Origin of the sequence: Superficieibacter electus, assembly GCF_002915575.1 — a bacterium.
GTDB classification, from domain to species: domain Bacteria; phylum Pseudomonadota; class Gammaproteobacteria; order Enterobacterales; family Enterobacteriaceae; genus Superficieibacter; species Superficieibacter electus.
Genome location: NZ_PQGD01000011.1, coordinates 34293 through 57160, shown reverse-complemented (window position 1 = coordinate 57160; position 22868 = coordinate 34293). Strand labels below are relative to the sequence as shown.

19 protein-coding genes and 1 pseudogene are annotated in these 22868 nt (G+C 54.4%); 12 read left to right on the top strand and 8 right to left on the bottom strand.

Annotated features, from left to right (window positions below):
- Positions 1-165 precede the first annotated feature (165 nt).
- On the bottom strand, positions 166-1014 hold the full coding sequence (locus CHU32_RS14585) for an AraC family transcriptional regulator (protein WP_103676934.1): 849 nt from the start codon (positions 1012-1014) through the stop codon (positions 166-168).
- Positions 1015-1177: 163 nt separating this feature from the next.
- Here CHU32_RS14585 and CHU32_RS14580 point away from each other — a divergent pair, with 163 nt between their 5' ends.
- From CHU32_RS14580 to CHU32_RS14570, 3 genes are all read left to right on the top strand, one after another.
- On the top strand, positions 1178-3004 hold the full coding sequence (locus CHU32_RS14580) for a DUF2264 domain-containing protein (protein ID WP_103676933.1): 1827 nt from the start codon (positions 1178-1180) through the stop codon (positions 3002-3004).
- Between the two features lie 341 nt (positions 3005-3345).
- The gene (locus CHU32_RS14575; RefSeq protein WP_103676932.1) at positions 3346-4608 is read left to right on the top strand and encodes an oligosaccharide MFS transporter; all 1263 of its coding nucleotides are present in this window, start codon (positions 3346-3348) and stop codon (positions 4606-4608) included.
- A gap of 11 nt (positions 4609-4619) precedes the next feature.
- Positions 4620-5810, top strand: a complete 1191-nt coding sequence (locus CHU32_RS14570) for a glycoside hydrolase family 88 protein (protein WP_103676931.1) — start codon at positions 4620-4622, stop codon at positions 5808-5810.
- 353 nt (positions 5811-6163) lie between these two features.
- Here CHU32_RS14570 and CHU32_RS14565 read toward each other — a convergent pair whose 3' ends face one another.
- From CHU32_RS14565 to qseB, 4 genes are all read right to left on the bottom strand, one after another.
- On the bottom strand, positions 6164-6478 hold the full coding sequence (locus tag CHU32_RS14565) for a putative quinol monooxygenase (protein WP_103676930.1): 315 nt from the start codon (positions 6476-6478) through the stop codon (positions 6164-6166).
- Between the two features lie 36 nt (positions 6479-6514).
- Positions 6515-7096, bottom strand: a complete 582-nt coding sequence (locus CHU32_RS14560) for an NAD(P)H-dependent oxidoreductase (protein WP_103676929.1) — start codon at positions 7094-7096, stop codon at positions 6515-6517.
- A gap of 106 nt (positions 7097-7202) precedes the next feature.
- On the bottom strand, positions 7203-8552 hold the full coding sequence (qseC, locus tag CHU32_RS14555; RefSeq protein ID WP_103676928.1) for a quorum sensing histidine kinase QseC: 1350 nt from the start codon (positions 8550-8552) through the stop codon (positions 7203-7205).
- Positions 8549-9208 carry a quorum sensing response regulator transcription factor QseB gene (qseB, locus tag CHU32_RS14550; protein ID WP_103676927.1) on the bottom strand — a complete coding sequence of 220 codons (660 nt, stop codon included), beginning with the start codon at positions 9206-9208 and terminating at the stop codon, positions 8549-8551. The genes qseC and qseB overlap by 4 nt, the downstream gene beginning before the upstream one ends.
- Before the next feature lie 134 nt (positions 9209-9342).
- Between qseB and CHU32_RS14545 the strand changes: the two genes are divergently transcribed.
- The 8 genes and pseudogenes from CHU32_RS14545 to CHU32_RS14505 all read left to right on the top strand — a co-directional run bounded on the left by CHU32_RS14545 (position 9343) and on the right by CHU32_RS14505 (position 19532).
- Entirely contained in the window at positions 9343-9741 is a 399-nt protein-coding gene (locus CHU32_RS14545) for a YgiW/YdeI family stress tolerance OB fold protein (protein ID WP_103676926.1), read from the top strand.
- A gap of 117 nt (positions 9742-9858) precedes the next feature.
- Complete coding sequence (gene parC / locus CHU32_RS14540) at positions 9859-12117, top strand: DNA topoisomerase IV subunit A (RefSeq protein ID WP_103750873.1); 2259 nt, start codon at positions 9859-9861, stop codon at positions 12115-12117.
- A 174-nt stretch (positions 12118-12291) separates the two neighbouring features.
- Positions 12292-13029: a 1-acylglycerol-3-phosphate O-acyltransferase gene (gene plsC, locus CHU32_RS14535; protein WP_103676924.1), complete on the top strand. Its 738-nt coding sequence runs from the start codon at positions 12292-12294 to the stop codon at positions 13027-13029.
- Between the two features lie 62 nt (positions 13030-13091).
- Complete coding sequence (gene ftsP, locus CHU32_RS14530; RefSeq protein WP_103676923.1) at positions 13092-14504, top strand: cell division protein FtsP; 1413 nt, start codon at positions 13092-13094, stop codon at positions 14502-14504.
- A 137-nt stretch (positions 14505-14641) separates the two neighbouring features.
- Positions 14642-15928 (top strand): hypothetical protein, encoded by a 1287-nt coding sequence (locus CHU32_RS14525; RefSeq protein WP_245880224.1) that lies wholly within the window; start codon positions 14642-14644, stop codon positions 15926-15928.
- A 145-nt stretch (positions 15929-16073) separates the two neighbouring features.
- The gene (locus tag CHU32_RS14520) at positions 16074-16436 is read left to right on the top strand and encodes a hypothetical protein (RefSeq protein WP_103676922.1); all 363 of its coding nucleotides are present in this window, start codon (positions 16074-16076) and stop codon (positions 16434-16436) included.
- Between the two features lie 80 nt (positions 16437-16516).
- Positions 16517-17023 (top strand): annotated as a pseudogene (locus CHU32_RS14515) (Rpn family recombination-promoting nuclease/putative transposase); the annotation flags it as partial.
- Between the two features lie 292 nt (positions 17024-17315).
- Positions 17316-19532: a YgiQ family radical SAM protein gene (locus CHU32_RS14505; protein ID WP_103676921.1), complete on the top strand. Its 2217-nt coding sequence runs from the start codon at positions 17316-17318 to the stop codon at positions 19530-19532.
- 40 nt (positions 19533-19572) lie between these two features.
- On the opposite strand, the gene CHU32_RS14500 is transcribed toward CHU32_RS14505, so the two are convergent.
- Both CHU32_RS14500 and CHU32_RS14495 read right to left on the bottom strand, forming a co-directional pair.
- Entirely contained in the window at positions 19573-19737 is a 165-nt protein-coding gene (locus CHU32_RS14500) for an LPP leucine zipper domain-containing protein (protein WP_425444896.1), read from the bottom strand.
- A gap of 71 nt (positions 19738-19808) precedes the next feature.
- The gene (locus CHU32_RS14495; RefSeq protein ID WP_103676919.1) at positions 19809-20636 is read right to left on the bottom strand and encodes a hypothetical protein; all 828 of its coding nucleotides are present in this window, start codon (positions 20634-20636) and stop codon (positions 19809-19811) included.
- A 307-nt stretch (positions 20637-20943) separates the two neighbouring features.
- Here CHU32_RS14495 and CHU32_RS14490 point away from each other — a divergent pair, with 307 nt between their 5' ends.
- On the top strand, positions 20944-21867 hold the full coding sequence (locus CHU32_RS14490) for an Rpn family recombination-promoting nuclease/putative transposase (RefSeq protein WP_103676918.1): 924 nt from the start codon (positions 20944-20946) through the stop codon (positions 21865-21867).
- Positions 21868-21910: 43 nt separating this feature from the next.
- Here CHU32_RS14490 and CHU32_RS14485 read toward each other — a convergent pair whose 3' ends face one another.
- Complete coding sequence (locus tag CHU32_RS14485) at positions 21911-22852, bottom strand: DUF3828 domain-containing protein (protein ID WP_103676917.1); 942 nt, start codon at positions 22850-22852, stop codon at positions 21911-21913.
- Between the last annotated feature and the right edge of the window lie 16 nt (positions 22853-22868).

The following is a 22868-nucleotide window of genomic DNA, read 5'->3' as shown; positions in this document are numbered from 1 at the left end:
GGGTTTTTTTTGACGAAAATAAATAACGTTGAATGTTGGGTATTGTTATTTTGTATGAAAGTGTTTCATTAAGATTTATAAATATTCATATGGTGAATGTATTGGTCGTTAAATATTTACTTTGTGTATTTTATTTTTTTCCTTTTCATCGTTGCTGGCCAGCTCTCACCGGTGATTTTTGCGATACTGCAGAGGGGTCTCTCCGATACCTTTTTTAAAGGAAGTAATAAACCACGTTACATCGGAAAATCCAACCTGACTGGCAATGTCGCCAATGCTTAATTCGCTGTGTAACAGCATCTCGCAAGCTTTGCGCAGGCGGATGGTATTCAGATAATCATGGATATTCTCACCCGTTTCCAGATGGAAGCGACGAGAAACGTAGCTACGTGATTTTTGTAGATCCCCTGCTAACTGCGTCAGACTGAACTTAAAACGGTAGTTTTCTTCCAGCCAGAACATCACCTCGCTGGCGATCCCCCGCTGATTTTCCGGCATTTTTTCCCGGTCTGCAGGTAGCATGCTGAACAACATTATCAACAGGCAGGCGACACTTTCTGTGGTAAGTGCTGTCTGTGCTGCCAGACGTGCGTAGCGGCTAAAAAGGGCATCAATATGTGAGTGCATTTCGCTTAGATCGGCGACAAATGCCGGGCCACCGCGTGTAGAAAGCGCCAGCAAACAACTCTGATTTTGCGGAAAATCGCGCAGCGTTTTGGCGACTGCATGCTGATCGACATGGATAATAGTGCGGCGATAACTGTTCTGTACTTTTTCATCCACCATCACTTTATGCAGCGTAAAAGGGGGAAAGAAAAACATCCTGCCGGGACGCATGGTGTACTGGCGATTATTAACCATCACCACCCCATAACCCTCTTCCACATACAGGACTTCCAGACACTGATGCCAGTGGTGATAGCGTACTGTATTGGCGAAAAGCCGACTGAAAGACACAATGGTATCTTTCAGGGCAATAGGTTCCAGACGCTCAGCATTCCAGTTCTCGGCCATGTGCAACCTAATTAAATTTTTCCGGAGGGAAATTCATAAATAAACCACTATTTTAAATTTTCTCAATAGCGGGTTCAGTTAAAGTGTTCAGTTGTGACGCGGGTAACATTTCTGAGCAGTCGCGGTTCTCTATGCTTTAGCCACTTTCGGGGAGGATAAACTGATGGCTACAGCAACAGAACAAAAATCAATATCATTGTCTTCACGTGACGATATTATCGCCGCTCTCACGGCCATGCTGGAGGCGCTGGATAAGCAATTTCCCGCCGGGAGCGCGCAGTTTCCGTTAGGTAATACTTGTGCACATTACGATGTGGCAATCGCCAATATGGAAGGATTATCGCGTGCGCTGTGGGGGCTTTTCCCGTTGCTGGCAGGCGGTGGTGATGTACCGCTTAGTGGTAAATATCTGGATGCCATCAGGCTCGGCACCGATCCACAACACGCTGGCTACTGGGGCGAGACCGCGCCTTTCGATCAGCGGCTGGTAGAGATGGCAGCCTACGGTCTGGGCCTGGCGTTGTTGCAGGATAAATTGACCGACGCGTTCAGCGAGCGCGAACTGCATAACCTGCACCGCTGGCTGGATCAAATCAGCGATGCCGAAATGCCGGACAGCAACTGGAACTATTTTGCCATCATGGTGCAACTGGGCTTTAAACGCGCCGGGCTACCGTGGGATCGTGAGGCCATCGAGCGTCGTTTTAACCAGATGGAGGCCTATTATCTCGGTGATGGCTGGTACTCCGACGGCCCCGGACGGCCAAAAGATTACTATATCTCGATGGCCTTTCATTTTTACGGCCTGATTTATGCCACGCTGAACGCGGAAGATGATCCTGAGCGTGCGGCCCGGTTGCGTGAGCGCTCATGCCTGTTTGCCCGGGATTTTATCTATATGTCGGCGGCAGACGGCGCGTCAGTCCCGTTTGGTCGCAGCCTGACTTACCGTTTTGCGATGGTTGCTTTCTGGAGCGCGGTGGCGTTCGCCGGGCTGGACGTACTGACGCCGGGGGAAATCAAAGGCGTAATTCTGCGTCATCTGCGCTGGTGGCTGGAAAAGCCGATTTTCGATCGCGACGGTATTCTGACGCTGGGTTTTGCATATCCCAACCTGGCAATGTGCGAAGACTACAACTCGCCCGGCTCGCCATACTGGGCGCTGAAAGTGTTTCTGATCCTTGCGTTGCCCGCAGAACATCCCTTCTGGCAGGCAAAGGAGAAGCCGCTGCCGCCGCTTGCGGCTACCCGCGCGATCCCGCACGCGCAGCAGATCCTGATGCATAACGAGAATTCACAACATGTCGTGATGCTGACTTCCGGGCAACTGGAGCTGAATAACTACGTTAATACCGAAGCGAAGTACACCAAATTTGCTTACTCCAGCCGCTTCGGTTTCACCATTGAACGCGGGCGTTATGGCATCAAACACGCTGCCTGCGACAACATGCTACTGCTGAGTGAAGATGACGACTATTTTCGTGGCCGCCGTGGCTGCGAGGCGGTACAGGTACATGACGACTTCATCTTCTCCCGCTGGTCTCCCTGGCATGATGTGCACATCGAAAGCTGGCTGATTCCGTGCGGGGAGTGGCATCTGCGCCTGCATCGTATCAACAGTGCCCGCCATCTGAGCAGTGTGGAAGGGGGATTTGCGGTAATGAAAGCGGCACCACGGATCACGGAAGGAGGCTGCCTGGTTCAGGCGGCGAACGGTGCCAGCACCATCCGTTGTCTTGCCTCCACCCTAAGACGTCAGGGCGACTGCATTATTACGCCACCAAACAGTAGCGTGATGTTTGCTGAATGTGCCGCCATTCCGGTGCTGCGCGGTGAGATCCCGATCGGCGAGAGCTGGCTTTACAGCGCGGTGGCGGCGAGTGGTGAGGGCAATAAGACCTTTGAACAGACACCGATGCTGAGCATGGACAATCAGCAGGTGATTGTCACCGATCCAGTGAGCGGTAAGCGGGTGGTTATCACGCTGTAAGTCCGGCGATACCGCGCCCGGTGGCGCTGCGCTTACCGGGCCTACATGGTTGAACGGAGTACCTCCTCTCCCTCAGGGAGAGGGCCGGGGTGAGGGTGGTCAGGCCTTGCCCGGTGGCGCTGTGTTTACCGGGCCGGCGGGGTTGTACGTAATGCCCCCTCTCCCTCAGGGAGAGGGCTGGGGTGAGGGTGGTCAGTGCTGCCGTGCCCGGTGGCGCTGTGTTTACCGGGCCTGCGGGGTTGTACGTAATACCCCCTCTCCCTCAGGGAGAGGGCTGGGGTGAGGGTGGTCAGTCCCGACACAAAACTAATTAACTTTATTCTCTTTTCGTCGAGGAATGTATGGAAAATACGCCAACGAAAAACAGGGCTGAATATTATAAAATCAGCACCTTTATCTTTCTCTACTTTTTTACCTGGTCGGCAAGTATTGGTCTGCTGGCGATCTGGCTGGGGCAAAAAGCTAATCTGAGCGGAACCGAAATCGGCACCGTATTTGCCGTTAACGGCATTTTCTCGGTAATACTGAAACCGATCTACGGCTATATTCTCGATAAAATAGGCATGAGTAAATATTTGCTCTATTTTGTCGTGATTATGTCAGCATTAATGGCTCCGTTTTTTATTTATATTTACCAGCCATTGTTACTCTCTAATACACTCATCGGCATTATCGTTGGTGCAATTTACCTGAGTTTCGCCTGGTATGCAGGCGTCGCCGCCTGTGAATCTTATTCCGATCGCTTCAGCCGTCTGAACGGTATGGAGTTCGGGCAGATCCGCATGTGGGGATCGCTGGGCTGGGCAGTGGCGTCTTCGTTCTCCGGCCTGCTGTTTAACCTCTCTCCGGCGTATAACTTTATTCTTGGCAGCATCGCGTCGATTATTATGCTAATCGTGCTACTGAGCCTGAAGGTCAATGTAAATTCGGCCCAGGCCGGCGAGGTCCTGACGAAACAAAAAATCGTCCCGGCCGATGTCTGGCAGTTACTGAAAAACCGCAAATTCTGGGCTTTTTGTCTGTATGTGGCTGGCGTCGCATGGATGATGTTTATTGCTGAACAGCAGTTCTCGCGCTATTTCGTCACCTTTTTTAATGATGTCCATCAGGGTAACGCTATTTTCGGCTACCTCGGTACGGTGCAGTCCGGGATGGAATTCATCATGTATATGGTGATCCCATTTTTCGTCAACGCCATCGGCGCGAAACGTGGCCTGCTACTGGTCGGTGCGCTGGTCGGCGCACGTCTGATTATTTCCGGGATATGCGACTCCCATTTGCTGATTTCTGTTCTCAAACCGCTGTATGGCCTGGAAATCTGCCTGCTGCTGGTTTCAGTATTCAAATATATTGCGGAGCATTTTGATAAGCGTGTGAATGCCACTATGTATTTACTGGGCTATCAGGCAATGCTCTATGTCGGTAACGTTGTGGTCTCCTCTCCGGCCGGTATTTTGTATGACCGTATTGGCTTTGAGCATACTTATATCATCATGGGGGCAACAGCGTTGTTCTTTACGTTTATTTCTGCTTTCACCCTTTCTGCCTGTCAGGCACGGGGCAGAAAGAAATATGATGTCGTTGAAAATAGTACCGCTAAATAAGGAACCGAAATATGTTAAGTCAAATCGCCGAGGAAAGATTACGTGCTTGTCCGGACGCGCCGCTAAATCCACAGGTGCTGAAAGATCAATTAACGACAGCACGTCATCACACCCTTGAACTGATTCGCCGTCATTTAACGGAATTCGGGGAAAAATTTCCGGCAGAAGCCTGCGTGAACGGAAAATATCCGCTGACGGAGAATGTGGAGTGGACCACCAGTTTCTGGACCGGGCAACTCTGGCTGGCGTGGGAGATGAGCGGTGACGATGCGTTCCGCCAGATGGCAGAGAAACACGTGCGTTCGTTTGGCGTACGTATTGCCAGCCGCCACGATACCAGCACCCATGATTTGGGTTTTTTATATACCCTTTCCTGCATGGCGTCCTGGCGCTTGACCGGCAACCGGGAAGCGCGCGGCTTTGCCCTGCAGGCGGCGGAAGCGCTGCTGGAGCGTTTTCACGCAAAGGCTAATATCATTCAGGCATGGGGCGATCTTAACGATCCTGAGCAGGCCGGGCGCATGATCATCGACTGTAACATGAACCTGCCATTGCTTTACTGGGCGACGGAGCAGACCGGCGACCCGCGCTATGCCGACGCGGCAAAAGCGCACGTCATGCAGGCGGCAACGTATCTCATACGCCCGGATGCGTCGACGTTTCATACTTACTATATGGATGTCGTTACCGGCGAAGCGCGCTTCGGCAATACGCAGCAGGGCTATGCGGATGATTCCTGCTGGTCGCGCGGGCAGGCGTGGGGGATTTACGGCTTCCTGCTGAGCTATCTCTATACCGGTGATAAAACCATGGTGATGTTGTCGAAGCGGCTGGCAAATTACTTCCTCAACCGTTTGCCGGAAGACGGTGTGTGCCACTGGGATCTGGCGCTGGTGGGCACCGACGCGCTGCGCGACTCCTCCTCGGCGGCTATCGCGGTCTGCGGGCTACTGGAACTGGTGAAGCAATTGCCGGTGAGCGATCCGGACCGCGAGGCGTATCAGCAGTGGGCGCTGAAGATTTTCTCGTCGCTGACGAAGCATTATCTGACCGGATTAGACGAGCCGGGGAACGGACTGCTGAAGCATTCGGTTTATCATCTTGCCAGTGATAAAGGGGTGGATGAGTGCTGTAGCTGGGGAGACTATTTTTACGTAGAGGCGCTGGTGAGGATCAGCCAAAGCTGGAAGCTGTACTGGTAAGCGCCGTGCCCGGTGGCGCTGCGCTTACCGGGCCTACATACAGAGTATGACGCGGCCGGGTTGGGGTGGATGCCGTGCCCGGTGGCGCTGCGCTTATCGGGCCTACATACAGAGTATGACGCGGCCGGGTTGGGGTGGATGCCGTGCCCGGTGGCGCTGCGCTTACTGGGCCTACATACAGAGTATGACGCGGCCGGGTTGGGGTGGATGCCGTGCCCGATGGCGCTGCGCTTACCGGGCCTACATACAGAGTATGGCACGGCCGGAACGGGGTTAATGCCTGCCCGGTGGCGCGAAGAGCGAGTAGGCCGGGCAAACGCAGTGCCGCCCGGCAAACGAGGCAGAGCGGTGGATTACACCCCTTGCTCCAGAATGCGAATATGGGTTTCCAGCACGCTACCTTTTACCGCCTCGCCGTGCGCTTTCATGTGCGGCGTTTGCAGATGCGCTTCAAGGTGCGCCACGCTTTCCCATTGCTCAAGCATGATGATGGAATCCGGGGCGGTGGTCTGGAAACTGACGCCCGCCGCATGATCGACCAGCGGCATATAACCGTGACAGCCCGCTTCCTGAAGAACAAGCGGAATGGTTTTGGCAAACTGGTCCAGCACCGCCTGACGATGATGCTGGCCCGGACGAGTACGAATTTCAGCAATAACGGTCAACATGATTTACTCAACTCCTTGTGCAATTAATCCCCACATTTAACCAAAAATCGCCGCCAGATGCTTGCGATATTCTGCGATATCGCGCGGGACATCCGGAAGTTTGATCACGTCATTGGCGATAAACGTTGGCAGCGGTTCAAGCGCCAGGAACTGATTGGCTTTATGGAAGGGTAAATACACACCATCCACACCGACGCCGTGGAAAAACTGCTCCGGATCGGTAAAGGCGTCCATCGGCGCATTCCAGGTCAGGGAAAGCATGTATTTTTTACCGTGCAGCAGACCGCCGGAACCGTATTTTTTGCTGGCATCGGAGCGGGTGCGGCCGTCGCTGGCGTAGAGTGAACCGTGGCCTTCAGTAAACACATCATCAATATACTTCTTTACCGTCCACGGTGCGCCCATCCACCAGCCCGGCATTTGCCAGATGATGGTGTCAGCCCAGAGGAAGTTCTGCACTTCCTCTTTCACATCGTAATCGCTTTCCGCGCGCACTACCCGAACCTCATGACCGGCATCGCGCAGATAGCTTTGCGCCACGTCGGTCAGGGTATCGTTAAGCTGGCCGTTAGAATGGGCAAACTTTTTCGCCCCGTTAATAATCAGAATATTGCTCATGATGCGTTCCCAATAAATGACGTTTGCCCGCTATATTACGCCAGGGCGAAACGCAGAGAAATTAGCAAAATGTGCAAAGACTTTTGCTAATAACGCAATAATAAGATCACCACTGTACAATAGCGGCAAACCCACCGCCGGGCGCACGGCCGAACGTCACCGACATCTGATGTAGCGTGGCGATGCGCTGTACGATTGACAACCCCAGCCCGCTTCCAGGCTGATCCTGACCGGGCGGACGGTAAAAACGCTCGCCAAGTCGGGCCAGCGTCTCGTTATCAACGCCTGGGCCATTGTCCTCGATCGAGAAACGGCGGTGATAAAGCGTAACATCCACATGGCTACCCGGTGGACAATAACGTACGGCGTTATCGAGCAGATTGCGAACCAGCAGGCTCAGCAGTAGCGGCTGCCCTGTGCGGGTTACGTCTTCTGCGTTAAGGTGAAGGCTCACTTCGACTCCCGCCTGGTGTGCCGGATGATAGACATCCATTACGGCGGATTGCAGAAGTTCTGCGAGGGGAACAGGCTGCACATCATCCAAATTTTCCAGCGAATCCAGCCGCGAGAGCGTAAGCAACTGATCGACCAGCCGGGTGGCACGGTCAATCCCCGTATGCAATTGCGCCAGCGCTTTTTCCCGCGCCTGCGGATCGTCCATCATCAACTGGGCCACCTCAGTCTGCACCTTCAGCGCAGTCAATGGACTGCGCAGCTCGTGTGCGGCATCCGAGGTAAATCGTCGTTCGCGGATCATCATTTCATGCGTGCGGTGAAACAGGTGATTGAGCGCATCCACCAGCGGGCGCACCTCACTGGGAACGCCTTTCGTGCTTAGTGAATCCGCCGTTTCCGGCGCACGGCGGCGCAGGGTGCGGGCGAGTTTTTTCAGGGGGGCGAGTTCGCGGTTGAGCAGCACGATCAGCAGCGCCAGCATTATCGGCAGAGCAATCAGCCATGGCGTGAGCTGCGAGGTGATGATCTTCAGCGCCATCTCCTCGCGATACTCCCACTCCTGACCGACCACGATACGATAGCGGTTATCCGGCGTCGTCAGCCACAGGAATCGCCATTTGTCATCATCGGTACTGAGATAGCCATCCTCGAAGCCATCCTGATGATAGATAAACGGAATATCACGCCCGTTTTCACCATCGTGGAGCACCATCTTGCCGTCAGCCGTATAGATGGTGAAGGCCATCACGTCATCGTCGTAATGACCGTTTTTGACTTTTCGTGACGGTGTCAGCGGCGGCTGCGGTGAGCGGATCTCGTTGAAATCCATTGCGCTGATCCGTCGGGCAAACTGGAGCTGTTGGGTATCAAACAGGGTATTAAGTTGTTTTGATGTCTGATGCCATGCCACCAGACTGGCACAAAACCAGGCGGTCAGCGCCAGCAGTAAAAAAAGCAGGGTCAGCCTGAGGCCCAGGCTCAGTCGCCGGGTAAATATCATTCGTCACCTAACGTATAGCCAATGCCATGAACGGTACGGATAAACTCACTGCCGAGCTTGCGGCGCAGATGATGGACATGCACCTCAACAGCGTTGCTCGACACCTCATCATCCCAGGAATAAAGCTTTTCTTCGATAAGCTTGCGCGGCAGCACGCGACCGATATTGCGCATCAACAGTTCCAGCAGGGCAAACTCTTTGGGCTTAAGCGAGAGCGGCTCCCCGGCCAGCGTGGCGACCAGACTGCCGGGATCGAGCGTGACCTGGCCGTGACTCAGCTCGCTGCGCGATTTGCCGTGAGCGCGGCGGATCAGCGCCTCCAGCCGGGCGGCTACTTCAATTAAAGCGAATGGTTTACAAAGATAATCATCCGCGCCGAGGCGCAACCCTTCGACGCGTTGGGTGAGGGCGTCGCGGGCGGTAAGGATCAGCACCGGCTCGTCGTGCTGCTTCTCACGCCATTCGCGCAGAATATCCAGCCCGTCCATGCCAGGCAGCGTGAGATCGAGGATCACCGCATCATAGGGTGCGCTGTACAGCGCTGAACGCCCGTCTTCGCCCCGGGTAAACCAGTCGAGGCTAAAGCCCATTTTCGCCAGACCGGCCTTTAAGCCGTCGCCGATCAGCTTGTCGTCTTCTATCAGCAAAATACGCATCAGACTCTCCGTGTTAACTCAGCCGATATTCTCATACCGGACGGTATGCAGAGAATTATATTTTGTCCGCTTAAGAAGTTGTTAAGTATTACACTGTGTAATGAAAGTGAAATAAACTGAAGGGAGAGGATCTCATGAAAAAATTTGCTGCAATGACTGCTATCCTGGCGCTGTGCGCTGCTCCGGCTTTTGCTGCCGACCAGGGCGGGTTCAACGGGCCTGGGGCGACGCAGAACGCCACGCAAAACGGTGGATTCAACGGCCCGAACAGTAGTGCGACGACGATTGAGAACGCTAAAAAGCTGAATGACGATGCGCCAGTAACCCTGCGCGGTAGCATTACCGAGCGCGTCTCCGATGAACTGTACCTGTTTAAAGATGCCTCCGGCACCATCAACGTTGATATTGATGACAAACGCTGGAACGGCGTCACCATCACCCCGCAGGATGTGGTTGAAATTCAGGGGGAAGTGGATAAAGGCCGAAATGGCGTTGAGATTGACGTCAAGCGTATCAATAAAGTCGCTAAATAATTCTCCTTCGGGCCGGTTCTCCGGCCCTTTTCTTTGTGACTCAACGCCGCAGATAGGGTAGTATCTGCGGCAATATTGCCCATCAATAGTCGGGTGTAAGTTGAGGAATCACAATCAATGAGCGATATGGCAGAGCGCCTTGCGCTGCATGAATTCACAGAAAACGCCTACCTGAACTACTCCATGTACGTCATCATGGACCGGGCACTGCCGTTTATTGGCGATGGCCTTAAGCCGGTACAGCGCCGCATTGTGTATGCGATGTCCGAGCTGGGGCTGAATGCCAGCGCGAAATTTAAAAAATCCGCCCGTACCGTTGGCGACGTTCTCGGTAAGTACCATCCCCACGGCGACAGCGCCTGCTACGAAGCGATGGTGCTAATGGCACAGCCGTTCTCCTACCGCTATCCGCTGGTTGACGGTCAGGGGAACTGGGGGGCACCGGACGATCCGAAATCCTTTGCGGCGATGCGTTACACCGAATCGCGCCTGTCGAAATATGCCGAGCTGCTACTGAGCGAGCTGGGGCAGGGTACTGCAGACTGGGTGCCGAACTTCGACGGCACGATGCAGGAGCCGAAAATGCTGCCTGCGCGTCTGCCAAATATTCTGCTGAACGGCACCACCGGCATCGCGGTCGGGATGGCGACGGATATTCCGCCGCACAACCTGCGTGAAGTGGCAAAAGCGGCCATCACGTTGATTGAACAGCCAAAAACGACGCTGGATGAACTGCTGGATATTGTCCAGGGGCCGGATTACCCGACCGAGGCGGAAATCATCACGTCCCGCGCCGAGATCCGTAAGATTTATGAGACCGGACGCGGCTCGGTGCGCATGCGCGCGGTGTGGAAAAAAGAAGATGGCGCGGTCGTCATTACCGCGCTGCCGCACCAGACCTCCGGTGCGCGCGTGCTGGAGCAAATTGCCGCCCAGATGCGTAACAAAAAGCTGCCGATGGTCGACGATCTGCGCGACGAGTCAGATCACGAAAACCCGACGCGTCTGGTGATCGTCCCGCGCTCTAACCGGGTGGATATGGATCAGGTGATGAACCACCTGTTCGCCACCACCGATCTGGAAAAAAGTTACCGCATCAACTTGAACATGATTGGTCTCGACGGTCGTCCGGCGGTGAAAAACCTGCTGGAGATTTTAAGCGAGTGGCTGGTGTTCCGCCGCGACACCGTGCGCCGCCGCCTCAATCATCGTCTGGAAAAAGTGCTTAAGCGCCTGCATATTCTCGAAGGTTTGCTGGTCGCCTTTCTCAACATTGATGAAGTCATTGAGATCATCCGCACTGAGGATGAGCCGAAGCCAGCACTGATGTCACGCTTTGGCATCAGTGAAACCCAGGCCGAAGCGATCCTCGAACTGAAATTGCGCCACCTCGCCAAACTGGAAGAGGTGAAAATTCGCGGCGAGCAGGCGGAACTGGAAAAAGAACGCGATCAGCTTCAGGGCATTCTGGCGTCCGAACGCAAGATGAATACCCTGCTGAAGAAAGAGCTTCAGGCGGATGCTGATGCCTTCGGTGACGATCGCCGTTCCCCGCTGCAGGAACGTGAAGAAGCGAAAGCGATGAGCGAGCACGATATGCTGCCGTCCGAACCGGTGACCATCGTTCTGTCGCAAATGGGCTGGGTGCGTAGCGCCAAGGGCCATGATATCGACGCGCAAGGGCTGAATTACAAAGCAGGCGATAGCTGGAAAGCCTCGGTGAAAGGCAAGAGTAACCAGCCGGTGGTGTTTATCGATACCACGGGCCGCAGCTATGCTATCGATCCGATCACGCTACCGTCAGCGCGTGGTCAGGGTGAGCCGCTGACCGGCAAACTGACCCTGCCACCGGGGGCCACCGTTGAGCATATGTTGATGACCGGCGACGAGCAAAAACTGCTGATGGCCTCAGACGCGGGCTACGGTTTTGTCTGCACCTTTAACGATCTGGTCTCACGTAATCGCGCGGGCAAAACGCTGATTACGCTGCCGGAAAACGCGCACGTTCTGCCGCCGCTGGTGATTGAAGATGAGTCTGACATGCTGCTGGCGATCACTCAGGCCGGACGGATGCTGATGTTCCCGGTGAGCGATCTGCCGCAGTTGTCGAAAGGTAAAGGCAACAAGATCATTAGTATTCCTTCTGCCGAAGCGGCTGCCGGAACCGATGGCCTCGCGCATCTGTTCGTTCTGCCGCCGCAGAGCACACTGACGATCCACGTTGGCAAGCGTAAGATCAAGCTGCGTCCGGAAGAGTTGCAGAAAGTGGTCGGTGAACGCGGACGTCGCGGTTCACTGATGCGCGGCCTGCAAAAAATCGATCGGGTGGATATTGATTCCCCGCATCGGACGAGCGCAGGTGACAGCGAAGAGTAAGCGCTGATTTCCCCTTCCGGTAACGGAAGGGGACGCGATTAAAAAATGCCGTAAAACCGTTGTTAATTCACGCGTTGCGATTAACAATACCCATTTGGGAACCTGCAATTCATCACACTTGTTACGCATAACGGTAACGTATAATTCTAAGCGGAACAGGTGTCAGAGGTAGCTATGCTTTCAATTTTGCGTTTAATTGTTGTGGTCATTTATAGCATTCTGGTATGCATATTTGGCTGTATTTACTGTCTGTTCAGCCCGCGTAACCCAAAACACGTTGCTACCTTCGGCCATCTGTTTGGCCGCCTTGCGCCAGTTTTTGGCCTGAAAGTGGAGCTACGCCGTCCGGCAGATGCCGCCAGCTATGGTAATGCGATTTATATTGCCAATCACCAGAACAATTACGATATGGTGACAGCCTCCAGCATTGTGCAGCCACCAACCGTCACGGTAGGAAAAAAAAGCCTCGTCTGGATACCGTTTTTCGGCCTGCTTTACTGGTTAACGGGCAACCTGCTGATTGACCGTAATAATCGCTCCCGCGCGCACAGCACCATTGCCGCCGTCGTGGAACAATTCAAAAAACGCCGTATTTCCATCTGGATGTTTCCGGAAGGTACCCGTAGCCGCGGGCGTGGTTTATTACCCTTTAAGACCGGCGCATTTCATGCCGCGATTGCCGCTGGTGTGCCTGTCATCCCGGTTTGCGTTTCTAATACGTCAAATAAAATTAAACTCAACCGACTTAACAACGGACTGGTGATTGTTGAAATGCTGCCGCCGATTGATACCAGTGCATGGGGTAAAGATCAGGTGCGCGATCTCGCCGCGCATTGCCGCGAAATTATGGTGGCGAAAATTGCAGAGCTTGACCAGGAAGTTGCTGAACGGGAAGCGGCAGAGAAGCGTTAATCCTCTTTTCGCCCGCCAGGAAACGGATCTCTTTTACCTATTTTTATCTCTATGGAGCATATATGTCACTCAGTCGGCGTCAGTTTGTTCAGGCATCAGGGTTGGCGCTGTGCGCCGGTGCGGTGCCGCTGAGGGCAAACGCTGCCGGACAGCAGCAGGCGTTACCCGTTCCTCCGCTGCTTGAATCCCGGCGCGGACAGCCGCTTTTTCTGACGCTTCAACGTTCGCACTGGTCGTTCACGCCGGGTACGCGAGCGTCTGTATGGGGTATTAATGGTCGCTATCTGGGACCGACTATTCGCGTCTGGCGCGGCGACGACGTTAAGCTTATCTACAGCAATCGCCTGACCGAGAACGTGGCGATGACCATCAGTGGGTTGCAGGTACCAGGGCCATTAATTGGCGGCGCGGCACGCATGATGTCACCGAATGCCGACTGGGCCCCAGTGTTACCCATTCGTCAAAATGCCTCAACGCTGTGGTATCACGCTAATACGCCTAACCGGATGGCCGAGCAGGTGTATCAGGGGCTGGCAGGAATGTGGCTGGTAGAAGATGAAATCAGCAAATCGCTGCCGATCCCGAGCCACTATGGCGTGGATGATTTTCCGATCATTATTCAGGATAAACGCCTGGATAACTTCGGCACACCGGAGTACAGCGAGCCGGGCAGTGGTGGGTTTGTCGGCGATACGCTGTTGGTCAACGGTGCGCAAAGCCCGTACGTCGAAGTCTCTCGTGGCTGGGTACGTCTGCGTCTGCTGAACGCCTCGAACGCCCGGCGCTACCAGTTGCAGATGAGCGATGGTCGCGCCATTCACGTCATCTCCGGCGATCAGGGCTTCCTGCCTGCGCCGGTCTCGCTCAAGCAGCTTTCGCTGGCACCAGGCGAACGGCGTGAGATCCTCGTGGATATGACTAACGGCGACGAGGTTTCCATTACCTGTGGTGAAGCGGCGAGCATTATGGATCGTATTCGCGGCTTCTTTGAGCCGTCGAGCATCCTGATTTCGACGCTGGTTCTGACGCTGCGCCCGACCGGCCTCCTGCCGCTGGTCACTGACAGCCTGCCACAGCGACTGCTGCCCGCCGAGCTTATCAGCGGTGCAGCGGTACGCAGCCGTGATATCAGTCTCGGTGACGATCCGGGCATCAACGGCCAGCTGTGGGACCCGCAGCGCATTGATATTACTGCCCAGCAGGGCACCTGGGAGCGCTGGACGGTACGCGCCGATGAACCTCAGTCTTTCCATATCGAAGGGGTGATGTTCCAGATCCGCAACGTCAACGGCGCATCGCCATTCCCGGAGGATCGGGGCTGGAAGGATACCGTCTGGATCGACGGCCAGGTTGAACTACTGGTGTATTTTGGCCAGCCATCATGGGCGCACTTCCCGTTCCAGTTTGCCAGCCAGACGCTGGAAATGGCGGACCGGGGATCGATAGGGCAATTACTGGTGAATCCGGCACCGTAGAAGAACAGATAAACGATAAGGATATCGACGCCATGCCTGGAGAATTTTTTTCTGATGGAGAGCGACAGGAAGGTACGGACGGTCTGTCGGAGCAGTGCCGCGCTATTGCGCTGTCGCTAAAAGCAAAGGATTAAGCTATGCGTAACGATGAAGCCCTTCACCAGTTTTCTCTGGCGATGCTGGCGTACGGTGGCTATCTGCTGACACTATTACTGGTCGTCATTTTCGCCCTGTTTTCCCCTTACTGCCGAAGAGTCCTGCTTTGGGTGGCGCTGCCACAACTGGTGATGGCGATCCTGCTGGCGTCTGGCGTTTACCTTATGGGATTTCGCGCTCTTGTAATAAGTTTTTTATTGAAGGCGGCATGGATACTGGGGCCGTTTTTACTGTTGACGCTGCTGATGGTACGCGCTAAGTCCAGTTTTCGGGAATATGGCATCGCCTGTAATATTCTCTGCCTGGTGTTTATGTTCGCCCAGGTACAGCCCACGTTGAGCGAAGCCTGGCATAATCATCAGATGCTGAACCGGCTGACAAAAATGGAGGCCGATCATTACCGCAAGCTGGACGCTATACAGGATAAAGAACTACTGGAATCGTTGCTATTGCTGGCGATAAAATCACCGCAAACGAATACGCCGGAAAGCGCATTTCGCTACCTGTCAGGACGCATCTCGCCGTTCGCCGCTCCCTCTGTTGGAGATGACAAGTATTCAACCCGTTCCTTCTTTACGCTGGCGATTAAGCACTATAACGCGCGAGCGATTCGGGCATTCAGCCACACCCTCAGTGGTGATGCTAAACAGACGCAGACCAATCGCGCTACGCTGCGCGACGATAATCCGCTATTTAATATGTATATGGGCCTGAATGGAGATCGTCTTTTTGGCGATGAAAATCTGGCCGCCAATCTGGTTGCCGCGCGAGATATCAGCACAACATTATTATCGCTTATGCCGGAGTTATTAACCGAACCGACGTATGCAAAAGCTATTGATACTGGTGATGGGGAATTGCTGCGCCTGCTCTGGCACAGGCATCCCCCTTCCGACCCGGTTTTGCGCCTTGAGGCGATGTCGGCGATCCCTGAAACGGCAGAACTCACCTGGCAAATATTAAAACAACCGTCGCTGCTGGAGGCTACAGACAGAAGTGGCCGCCGCGTGCTGGATTTTATCGTTCGCTTCGGCAATCCCACCGCGATTCAGGCACTAATCAACGCCAGGGCGATCGACTGGCAGCGTTTTACTGCACCGCAGGAGAAAACGACGCCACTGTTGTTAGCAACCTGGCGATTAAAATATGAGGGTGACAACGACACCTGGCGTCTGGTTTTGAAGGACATGTTGGTGCAGAAAACGCCGCTGACGGATGAACAGATAGCCCGTGTGCTGACAGATGGCTTGACGACCGAGGATTTTTAGCCGCTGGCATGCCACAGGCACGACTCTGTGCGGTGTTTTTCTGGGCTAAAGAACAGCAACGCGCACTGCCAGCGCTGCGCGGAATGACGCAGAAGATGTGCGCTGTGAGTAAATCACAGTAACCGATGAGCTTAAGGACGAGTCAGTGGAATTTTATATCGTCATAGAATATGGTCCATGGATATACGGCGTTATCGTAGTAGCGCTGTTGATAGCGGCTTTTTTTATTCGCCGTAGTCGGCAAATTTTGCTGTGGGTGCTGATACCGCAGTGGGTGACGTTGGGACTATTAATACTGACACTGTATCACTTGAATATCCTGACTGATGCGCTGTTGGCGTTATATATGCTTTTACCCTTTGTGGTATGGGCGGGGTTGCTGCCTGCGTTAGCGCTGGGGTGGTGGCCACGGCGAGTTCTTCCGGTCTGGCTTTTATGCCACAGCTTGTTTGCTGCGGCCTTTTTTATGCTGGATAGTGGGGATTTACTCGGCGCTATCTGGCCGTAGAATACGGTGACGCAGTTGCTGGCGCGTGTGCAACAGGGCGACCTGCGCCAGCTTGAGGATATTAATGACAAGGCGTATCTGCAGCGCCTGCGCTGGCAAGGCGACTCTACACGGAAGCCTTTCCGCTGGTGGATATCACGGTGGTGCCGGACGATGAGATCATGCAGCACCGGCGTATCGCGCTGCTGGAGCTGATTCAGAAACACATCCGCGACCGCGATCTAATGGGGCTTGTGAACCGTCTGGTGACTCTGCTGATGACGGAGTTCACTAATGACAGCCAGCTACAAATGCTGTTTAATTATTTAATCCAGCACGGCGACGCCGCCCGTTTCGGCGAGTTTATCCGCGAAGTCGCTGAACGTCCCCTGCAAAACAAGGAGAAGCTGATGACTATTGCAGAAAGGTTACGGCAGGAGGGGCATTACCATGGGTTGCAGGAGGGGTTACAACAGGGCCTGCAAAAGGGTACGTACAACGAAGCGTTGCGCATCGCGCGCATGATGCTGGCAAACGGTATCGCTCTTGATACCGTTTTGCGAATCACCGGACTTTCTGCGGCTGACGTGCTGGAAAAAAGTCACTAACCTCTGACTGCTGTAAAAGTCTGATTCGTTTTGCCGGATAGTGGCGCAAACATCTTATTCTCCCCGACAACGCGGCAGCGTGCCGGCTTCACCGGGGGGATTTCCGATCCCGGAGGTCCGACCGCCAACATGTATATGCTGCGCTGTACCCCGCCACGTGCGGCGCAGAGCTGTCGCCGCCTGTCGTGCGTGTATCCGAAAATTTGCTTCACGGCAGAGAGAATCCCTTCGATTTATACTGGAATTCGGCTTATAATCCCCGCCCTTTGATTATTTTTTCCCCGGAAGCATTATGAGCGCAGTATCCCTGATCCAGCCGGATCGTGACCTTTTCTCCTGGCCGCAGTACTGGGCGGCGTGCTTTGGCCCCGCACCGTTTTTGCCGATGTCACGCGAGGAGATGGATCAACTTGGCTGGGATAGCTGCGACATTATTCTGGTTACCGGTGATGCGTATGTTGATCATCCAAGCTTCGGCATGGCGATCTGCGGGCGTATGCTGGAAGCGCAGGGCTTCCGGGTGGGGATCATCGCCCAGCCGGACTGGAACAGCAAAGACGACTTTATGCGCCTCGGCAAGCCGAATATCTTTTTCGGTGTGACGGCGGGCAATATGGACTCGATGATCAATCGCTATACGGCCGATCGCAAGCTGCGTCATGATGATGCGTACACGCCGGATAACGTGTCAGGTAAGCGTCCGGACAGAGCTACTCTGGCCTACACTCAGCGCTGTAAAGAGGCGTGGAAAGACGTGCCGGTGATCCTCGGCGGTATTGAAGCGAGTCTCAGACGTACCGCGCACTACGACTACTGGTCGGATACCGTGCGCCGCTCGGTGCTGGTGGATGCCAAAGCCGACATGCTGATCTTCGGTAACGGCGAGCGGCCGCTGGTGGAGGTGGCGCACCGTCTGGCGATGGGCGAGCCGATTAGCCAGATCCGCGATGTGCGTAATACCGCAATTATCGTCAAAGAGTCGCTGCCAGGCTGGAGCGGGGTGGATTCCACCCGTCTTGACACGCCGGGCAAAATCGACCCGATCCCGCATCCTTACGGCGACGATTTGCCGTGCGCGGATAACAAACCGGTTGCGCCGAAAAAGCCGGAAGCCAAAGCCGTCACCGTGCAGCCGCCGCGTCCGAAGCCGTGGGAGAAAACCTACGTGCTGTTACCTTCTTTCGAGAAAGTGAAGGGCGACAAGGTGCTGTACGCCCATGCTTCGCGTATTCTGCATCATGAGACCAATCCGGGCTGTGCACGGGCGCTGATGCAGAAGCACGGCGACCGCTACATTTGGATCAACCCGCCCGCCATTCCGCTCTCCACCGAAGAGATGGACAGCGTGTTTGCCCTGCCGTACCAGCGCGTGCCACACCCGGCGTATGGCAACAGTCGTATTCCGGCCTATGAGATGATCCGCTTCTCCATCAATATTATGCGCGGCTGCTTCGGCGGCTGCTCGTTCTGCTCGATCACCGAGCATGAAGGTCGCATTATTCAGAGCCGCTCGGAAGACTCGATCATTAATGAGATAGAAGCGATCCGCGACAGCGTGCCGGGCTTCACCGGGGTGATTTCCGATCTCGGCGGACCGACCGCCAATATGTACATGCTGCGCTGCACCTCGCCGCGCGCGGAGCAGACCTGCCGCCGCCTGTCATGCGTGTATCCGGAAATTTGTCCGCATATAGATACCAATCACCAGCCGACCATTGACCTTTATCGTCGCGCCCGCAATCTGAAGGGCGTGAAGAAGATCCTCATCGCCTCTGGTGTGCGTTACGATCTGGCGGTGGCCGATCCGCGCTATATCAAAGAGCTGGCGACGCATCATGTGGGCGGCTACCTGAAGATCGCGCCGGAGCATACTGAAGCGGGTCCGTTGTCGAAGATGATGAAGCCGGGGATGGGCAGCTACGATCGTTTTAAGGAGCTGTTTGATACCTACTCGAAGCAGGCGGGTAAAGAGCAGTATCTGATCCCGTATTTCATCTCCGCGCATCCGGGAACCGAAGATGAAGACATGGTTAACCTGGCGCTGTGGCTGAAGCGTCACCGCTTCCGTCTGGATCAGGTGCAGAACTTCTATCCGTCGCCGCTGGCCAACTCGACGACCATGTATTACACCGGCAAAAATCCGCTGAGTAAAATCGATTATAAGAGCGAAGACGTGGTGGTACCGAAGGGGGATAAACAGCGCCGTCTGCATAAAGCGCTGCTGCGTTATCACGATCCGGCTAACTGGCCGCTGATCCGCCAGGCGCTGGAAGCGATGGGCAAAAAGCACCTGATCGGCGGACGGCGCGAGTGTCTGGTGCCTGCGCCAACGCTGGATGAAATGCGCGAAGCGCGGCGGCAGAACCGTAATACCCGCCCGGCGCTGACCAAACATACCCCGGTGGCGCATCAGCGGCAGGGGCTGGCGGAAGCTAAAAATGTGTCTTCGGCGCAGTCACGGCAGCCAAAGACCGCGACGAAAAAACGCGTTAAAACCGCCGGACGTTAAAATCTATGCCCGGCGGTGATGAATCTGTCGGGCTACTTTCTTAGTGGGTGCCGCCACATCTGTAATCGTAAGGGCAGTAATTATCCAGCCGCTGGTTGGCTTGTGCACCGCTGTCTTTCGCCGCTGCGGTTTCCACGCGTAGCGCTTCTACGTCCCGCTGCAACTGACTCACCCTGGCATCCAGCGTTTGAATTTCGGCTGCCAGATTATCGATCCTGGCATTGTGACTACAGCCGCCGAGTCATAATGCCAGAGGGAGTAAAACCAGCGTTTTGTTCATTCCATTGCTCCTTGTGTTTTTACCTGTGGTGTTTCTTTCTGCGCGTCTATTTTCTCATAACGGGTAATAGCCGTTATCCCACCGGGATACTGACCCAGATGCCCGGTGATACGCATATCAAAAGTGCCTTCAATGATTCTCTCTTCTGGCACATGGTTACGCGGTGAGGTATACGGAACCAGAATCTCTTCCAGCCAGAGTCCCTTGTCTTTCGACCCTGAATCTGAATAAATCGCGTGTTTCTCAAAGCCGGTTTGAACCTGCCCGCGAACGCGCACCTTTCTTTGGTGGTATTTATCCGCATGGGCAAGCAGCTCGGAAATGGAAACCTCGATAATCGGGCGGCTATCCGTAGCGAGTTGCGGCGATATGACCAGCTTTTTTTGCGTATCATCACGAAGTTGTTGCACCAGAGAGGGCAGATCGTCATCGATGCTATCAACGTCTGAGACCTGCCAGCGATCGTGTACTTTATAGAGTTTGAGCGTCAGCCAACGCGAACGATTTTTTTCATTCAGCGTGATCTGCGCTTCAGCAAACCTGCTGTCAGAGTCGACGGCGCGACGTACTTCAAGGGAGATATCGGCAGGGTTGCTGCACAAGCACAGCGCATTGGCTGGCGTGTTGAAGAGTGGCTTACTGGCGGCGGAGGCGACGCGATGGTTCTCCAGCATCTCGCCCAGTAATGCTGGATGATAATTTTCACTATCCAGAGGAGAGTAATAAATGCGTGTAATGGCTTGGGTGAGGGTTTCCTGACACGACGCGCTTTGGCTTATGACGCACAGTATCAGCAGAGCAAACCAGGCTCGCCAGTTTCTCACGGGAATGTCCTTATTGTTAAAATCCTGCTCTGAAGATTAACAGAGACCCCGACGCAATGGGAATCAATGATTTTTGAAAAAGCGGCAAATGTTCTGTGAACCTGGCTCACGCCACACGCTATCCGACATTCTGTCGTTTGCGGCTTATGTCTGGCTATTTTGCGCGGCTCTTCCCAACAAAATGATTAATTTACAGCGCCACGTATTAAGTGCTGAACGCCCCTCGCAAAGATAAAAATCGCCGGATGCTACCCGCGCCCACGGCGGGTAATGTCGCATTACTCTGTACCGAAGGTGATGGACAACCATGACGACATCAACAACGGCCGCGCCGCATGACGCTGTATTTAAAAAATTTCTCCACTCTCCCGATGCCGCGCGGGATTTCCTCGATATTCATCTTCCGCCCGCGCTGCGTGAATTATGTGATTTGCAAACATTGACGCTGGAATCAACCAGCTTTATTGAAAACAACTTACGCGCGTATTACTCCGATGTGCTGTGGTCGCTGAAAACCCGCGAAGGTGATGGCTATATCTACTGCGTCATTGAACACCAGAGCAGGGCAGATTCACATATGGCTTTCCGGCTGATGCGCTACGCCGTCGCGGCCATGCAGCATCACCTGGATGCCGGACATAAGAAGCTACCTCTGGTGGTGCCACTTCTGTTTTATCACGGCGAGCAAAGCCCATACCCATACACCCTCAACTGGCTGGATGAATTCGCCGATCCCGGACTGGCGCGACCACTCTACACGGAAGCATTCCCGCTGGTGGATATTACGGTAACGCCGGACGATGAGATCATGCAGCATCGGCGGATGGCGATGCTGGAGTTGATTCAGAAACATATCCGCGATCGCGACCTGATGGAACTGGTGGATCGGCTGGTCGGGCTGTTGGTAAGCGGTTTCACTAATGACAGCGAAATAAAGATCCTGTTTAATTATCTGATACAGCACGGCGACGCGGTTCGTTTCGGCGAATTTATCCGCGCGGTTGCCGAACGTTCCCCGCACAACAAGGAGAATTTGATGACTATTGCAGAAAGATTGCGACAGGAAGGACTTCAACAAGGGATTCAGCAAGGGCTTCAGCAAGGGTTAGAGCAAGCCCACAACGAAGCGTTGCGCGTGGCGCGGACGATGCTGGCAAATGGTATTTCCCTTGATATGGTCCTGAAAATCACCGGACTTTCCGCCGATGAAGTGCTGGAGAAAAGTCATTAGTTTCTGGATACAGTACGGCGACGCGGGCCGTGCTGACACATCTTCACTTCACTTTCTTCGTGAGATCCGGAAATTGCGCCTGGGGTTTTCCCTTCGCGGATTGCTGGTCAATCGCTTCCTGCATTTGCTGGCGCAGGCTGTGGCCGTCTGATGAGATAATGTCGTCAATCATCCACTTATTATCAGCGCGATGCAGAATAAAATCCCGTTCCTGATGCTGTTGATGGGTGAGTGTAAAACGGGCATGAACCCGAACGCGGGCTGCATTTTGTTCCACAACGCGAATCTCTTCAATGGCGGAAAACTGCCCCGGATCGCAGCCGTAAATTGGATTGATACCCAGGTATTTCAGATAACCGCCCTCCTCATCGTGGAAGGTTGCCGCCTGGTATTGATCAACGGTTTGTCTGAACGTTGCAGAAACCACGCCAGTCCACGGCCAGGTGTACTCTTTCCCACGGGAAATCAGCTCACGGACAAAATCTTGCGGCTGCTCTTTTTGCAGCGAAGCGAGGGTGGCGAGGGTTTTCTGGTTACTCTCATTGAGATTTTGCCAGAGACTCCCCGATTCGCCGAGCACATCGTCAATCCGCCAGCGATTGCCCTCTGCCGCCAGCTTAAGCGTTTGCGTAATTCGTGTGTCACCCTCCCGGAATGGACGAAAACGCACCGTGGCATCGGCGTGAGTGGCGTCCTGCTGGGTGATGACAACTTTCTCCAGCACCAGATCGTCAAAGTCCTGGCATTGACAGAGGGGATCGTAACCCAGCCCTCCCTGATCCCCCGGTGGGGTAAGTTGGTAGTCCAGTTGTAACGTCTGGTTCATCCTGGCAGAAACAATGGCGTTGCCAAAGTAGACCGACTCCGCGCCTCTGGCGTAACTCTGGTAAATCTGCCTGACGGTTTGCTCCGGCGACAGAGGCGGTGTTTTCGCCAGCGCGGAAAAGCTCAAGAAAATACTGAGTAAGAAAAGTGTGCGTTTCATCAGCCCTGGCCTCGTT

Coding starts and splice junctions, on each gene's coding strand:
- CHU32_RS14490 (WP_103676918.1), top strand. CDS start 20,944: ATGACGACATCAACAACGGCCGCGCCGCATGACGCTGTATTTAAAAAA.
- CHU32_RS14565 (WP_103676930.1), bottom strand. CDS start 6,478: ATGTTGACCGTTATTGCTGAAATTCGTACTCGTCCGGGCCAGCATCAT.
- CHU32_RS14485 (WP_103676917.1), bottom strand. CDS start 22,852: ATGAAACGCACACTTTTCTTACTCAGTATTTTCTTGAGCTTTTCCGCG.
- plsC (WP_103676924.1), top strand. CDS start 12,292: ATGCTTTCAATTTTGCGTTTAATTGTTGTGGTCATTTATAGCATTCTG.
- qseC (WP_103676928.1), bottom strand. CDS start 8,552: ATGATATTTACCCGGCGACTGAGCCTGGGCCTCAGGCTGACCCTGCTT.
- CHU32_RS14560 (WP_103676929.1), bottom strand. CDS start 7,096: ATGAGCAATATTCTGATTATTAACGGGGCGAAAAAGTTTGCCCATTCT.
- CHU32_RS14525 (WP_245880224.1), top strand. CDS start 14,642: ATGCGTAACGATGAAGCCCTTCACCAGTTTTCTCTGGCGATGCTGGCG.
- qseB (WP_103676927.1), bottom strand. CDS start 9,208: ATGCGTATTTTGCTGATAGAAGACGACAAGCTGATCGGCGACGGCTTA.
- CHU32_RS14585 (WP_103676934.1), bottom strand. CDS start 1,014: ATGGCCGAGAACTGGAATGCTGAGCGTCTGGAACCTATTGCCCTGAAA.
- CHU32_RS14580 (WP_103676933.1), top strand. CDS start 1,178: ATGGCTACAGCAACAGAACAAAAATCAATATCATTGTCTTCACGTGAC.
- parC (WP_103750873.1), top strand. CDS start 9,859: ATGAGCGATATGGCAGAGCGCCTTGCGCTGCATGAATTCACAGAAAAC.
- CHU32_RS14545 (WP_103676926.1), top strand. CDS start 9,343: ATGAAAAAATTTGCTGCAATGACTGCTATCCTGGCGCTGTGCGCTGCT.
- ftsP (WP_103676923.1), top strand. CDS start 13,092: ATGTCACTCAGTCGGCGTCAGTTTGTTCAGGCATCAGGGTTGGCGCTG.
- CHU32_RS14570 (WP_103676931.1), top strand. CDS start 4,620: ATGTTAAGTCAAATCGCCGAGGAAAGATTACGTGCTTGTCCGGACGCG.
- CHU32_RS14575 (WP_103676932.1), top strand. CDS start 3,346: ATGGAAAATACGCCAACGAAAAACAGGGCTGAATATTATAAAATCAGC.
- CHU32_RS14505 (WP_103676921.1), top strand. CDS start 17,316: ATGAGCGCAGTATCCCTGATCCAGCCGGATCGTGACCTTTTCTCCTGG.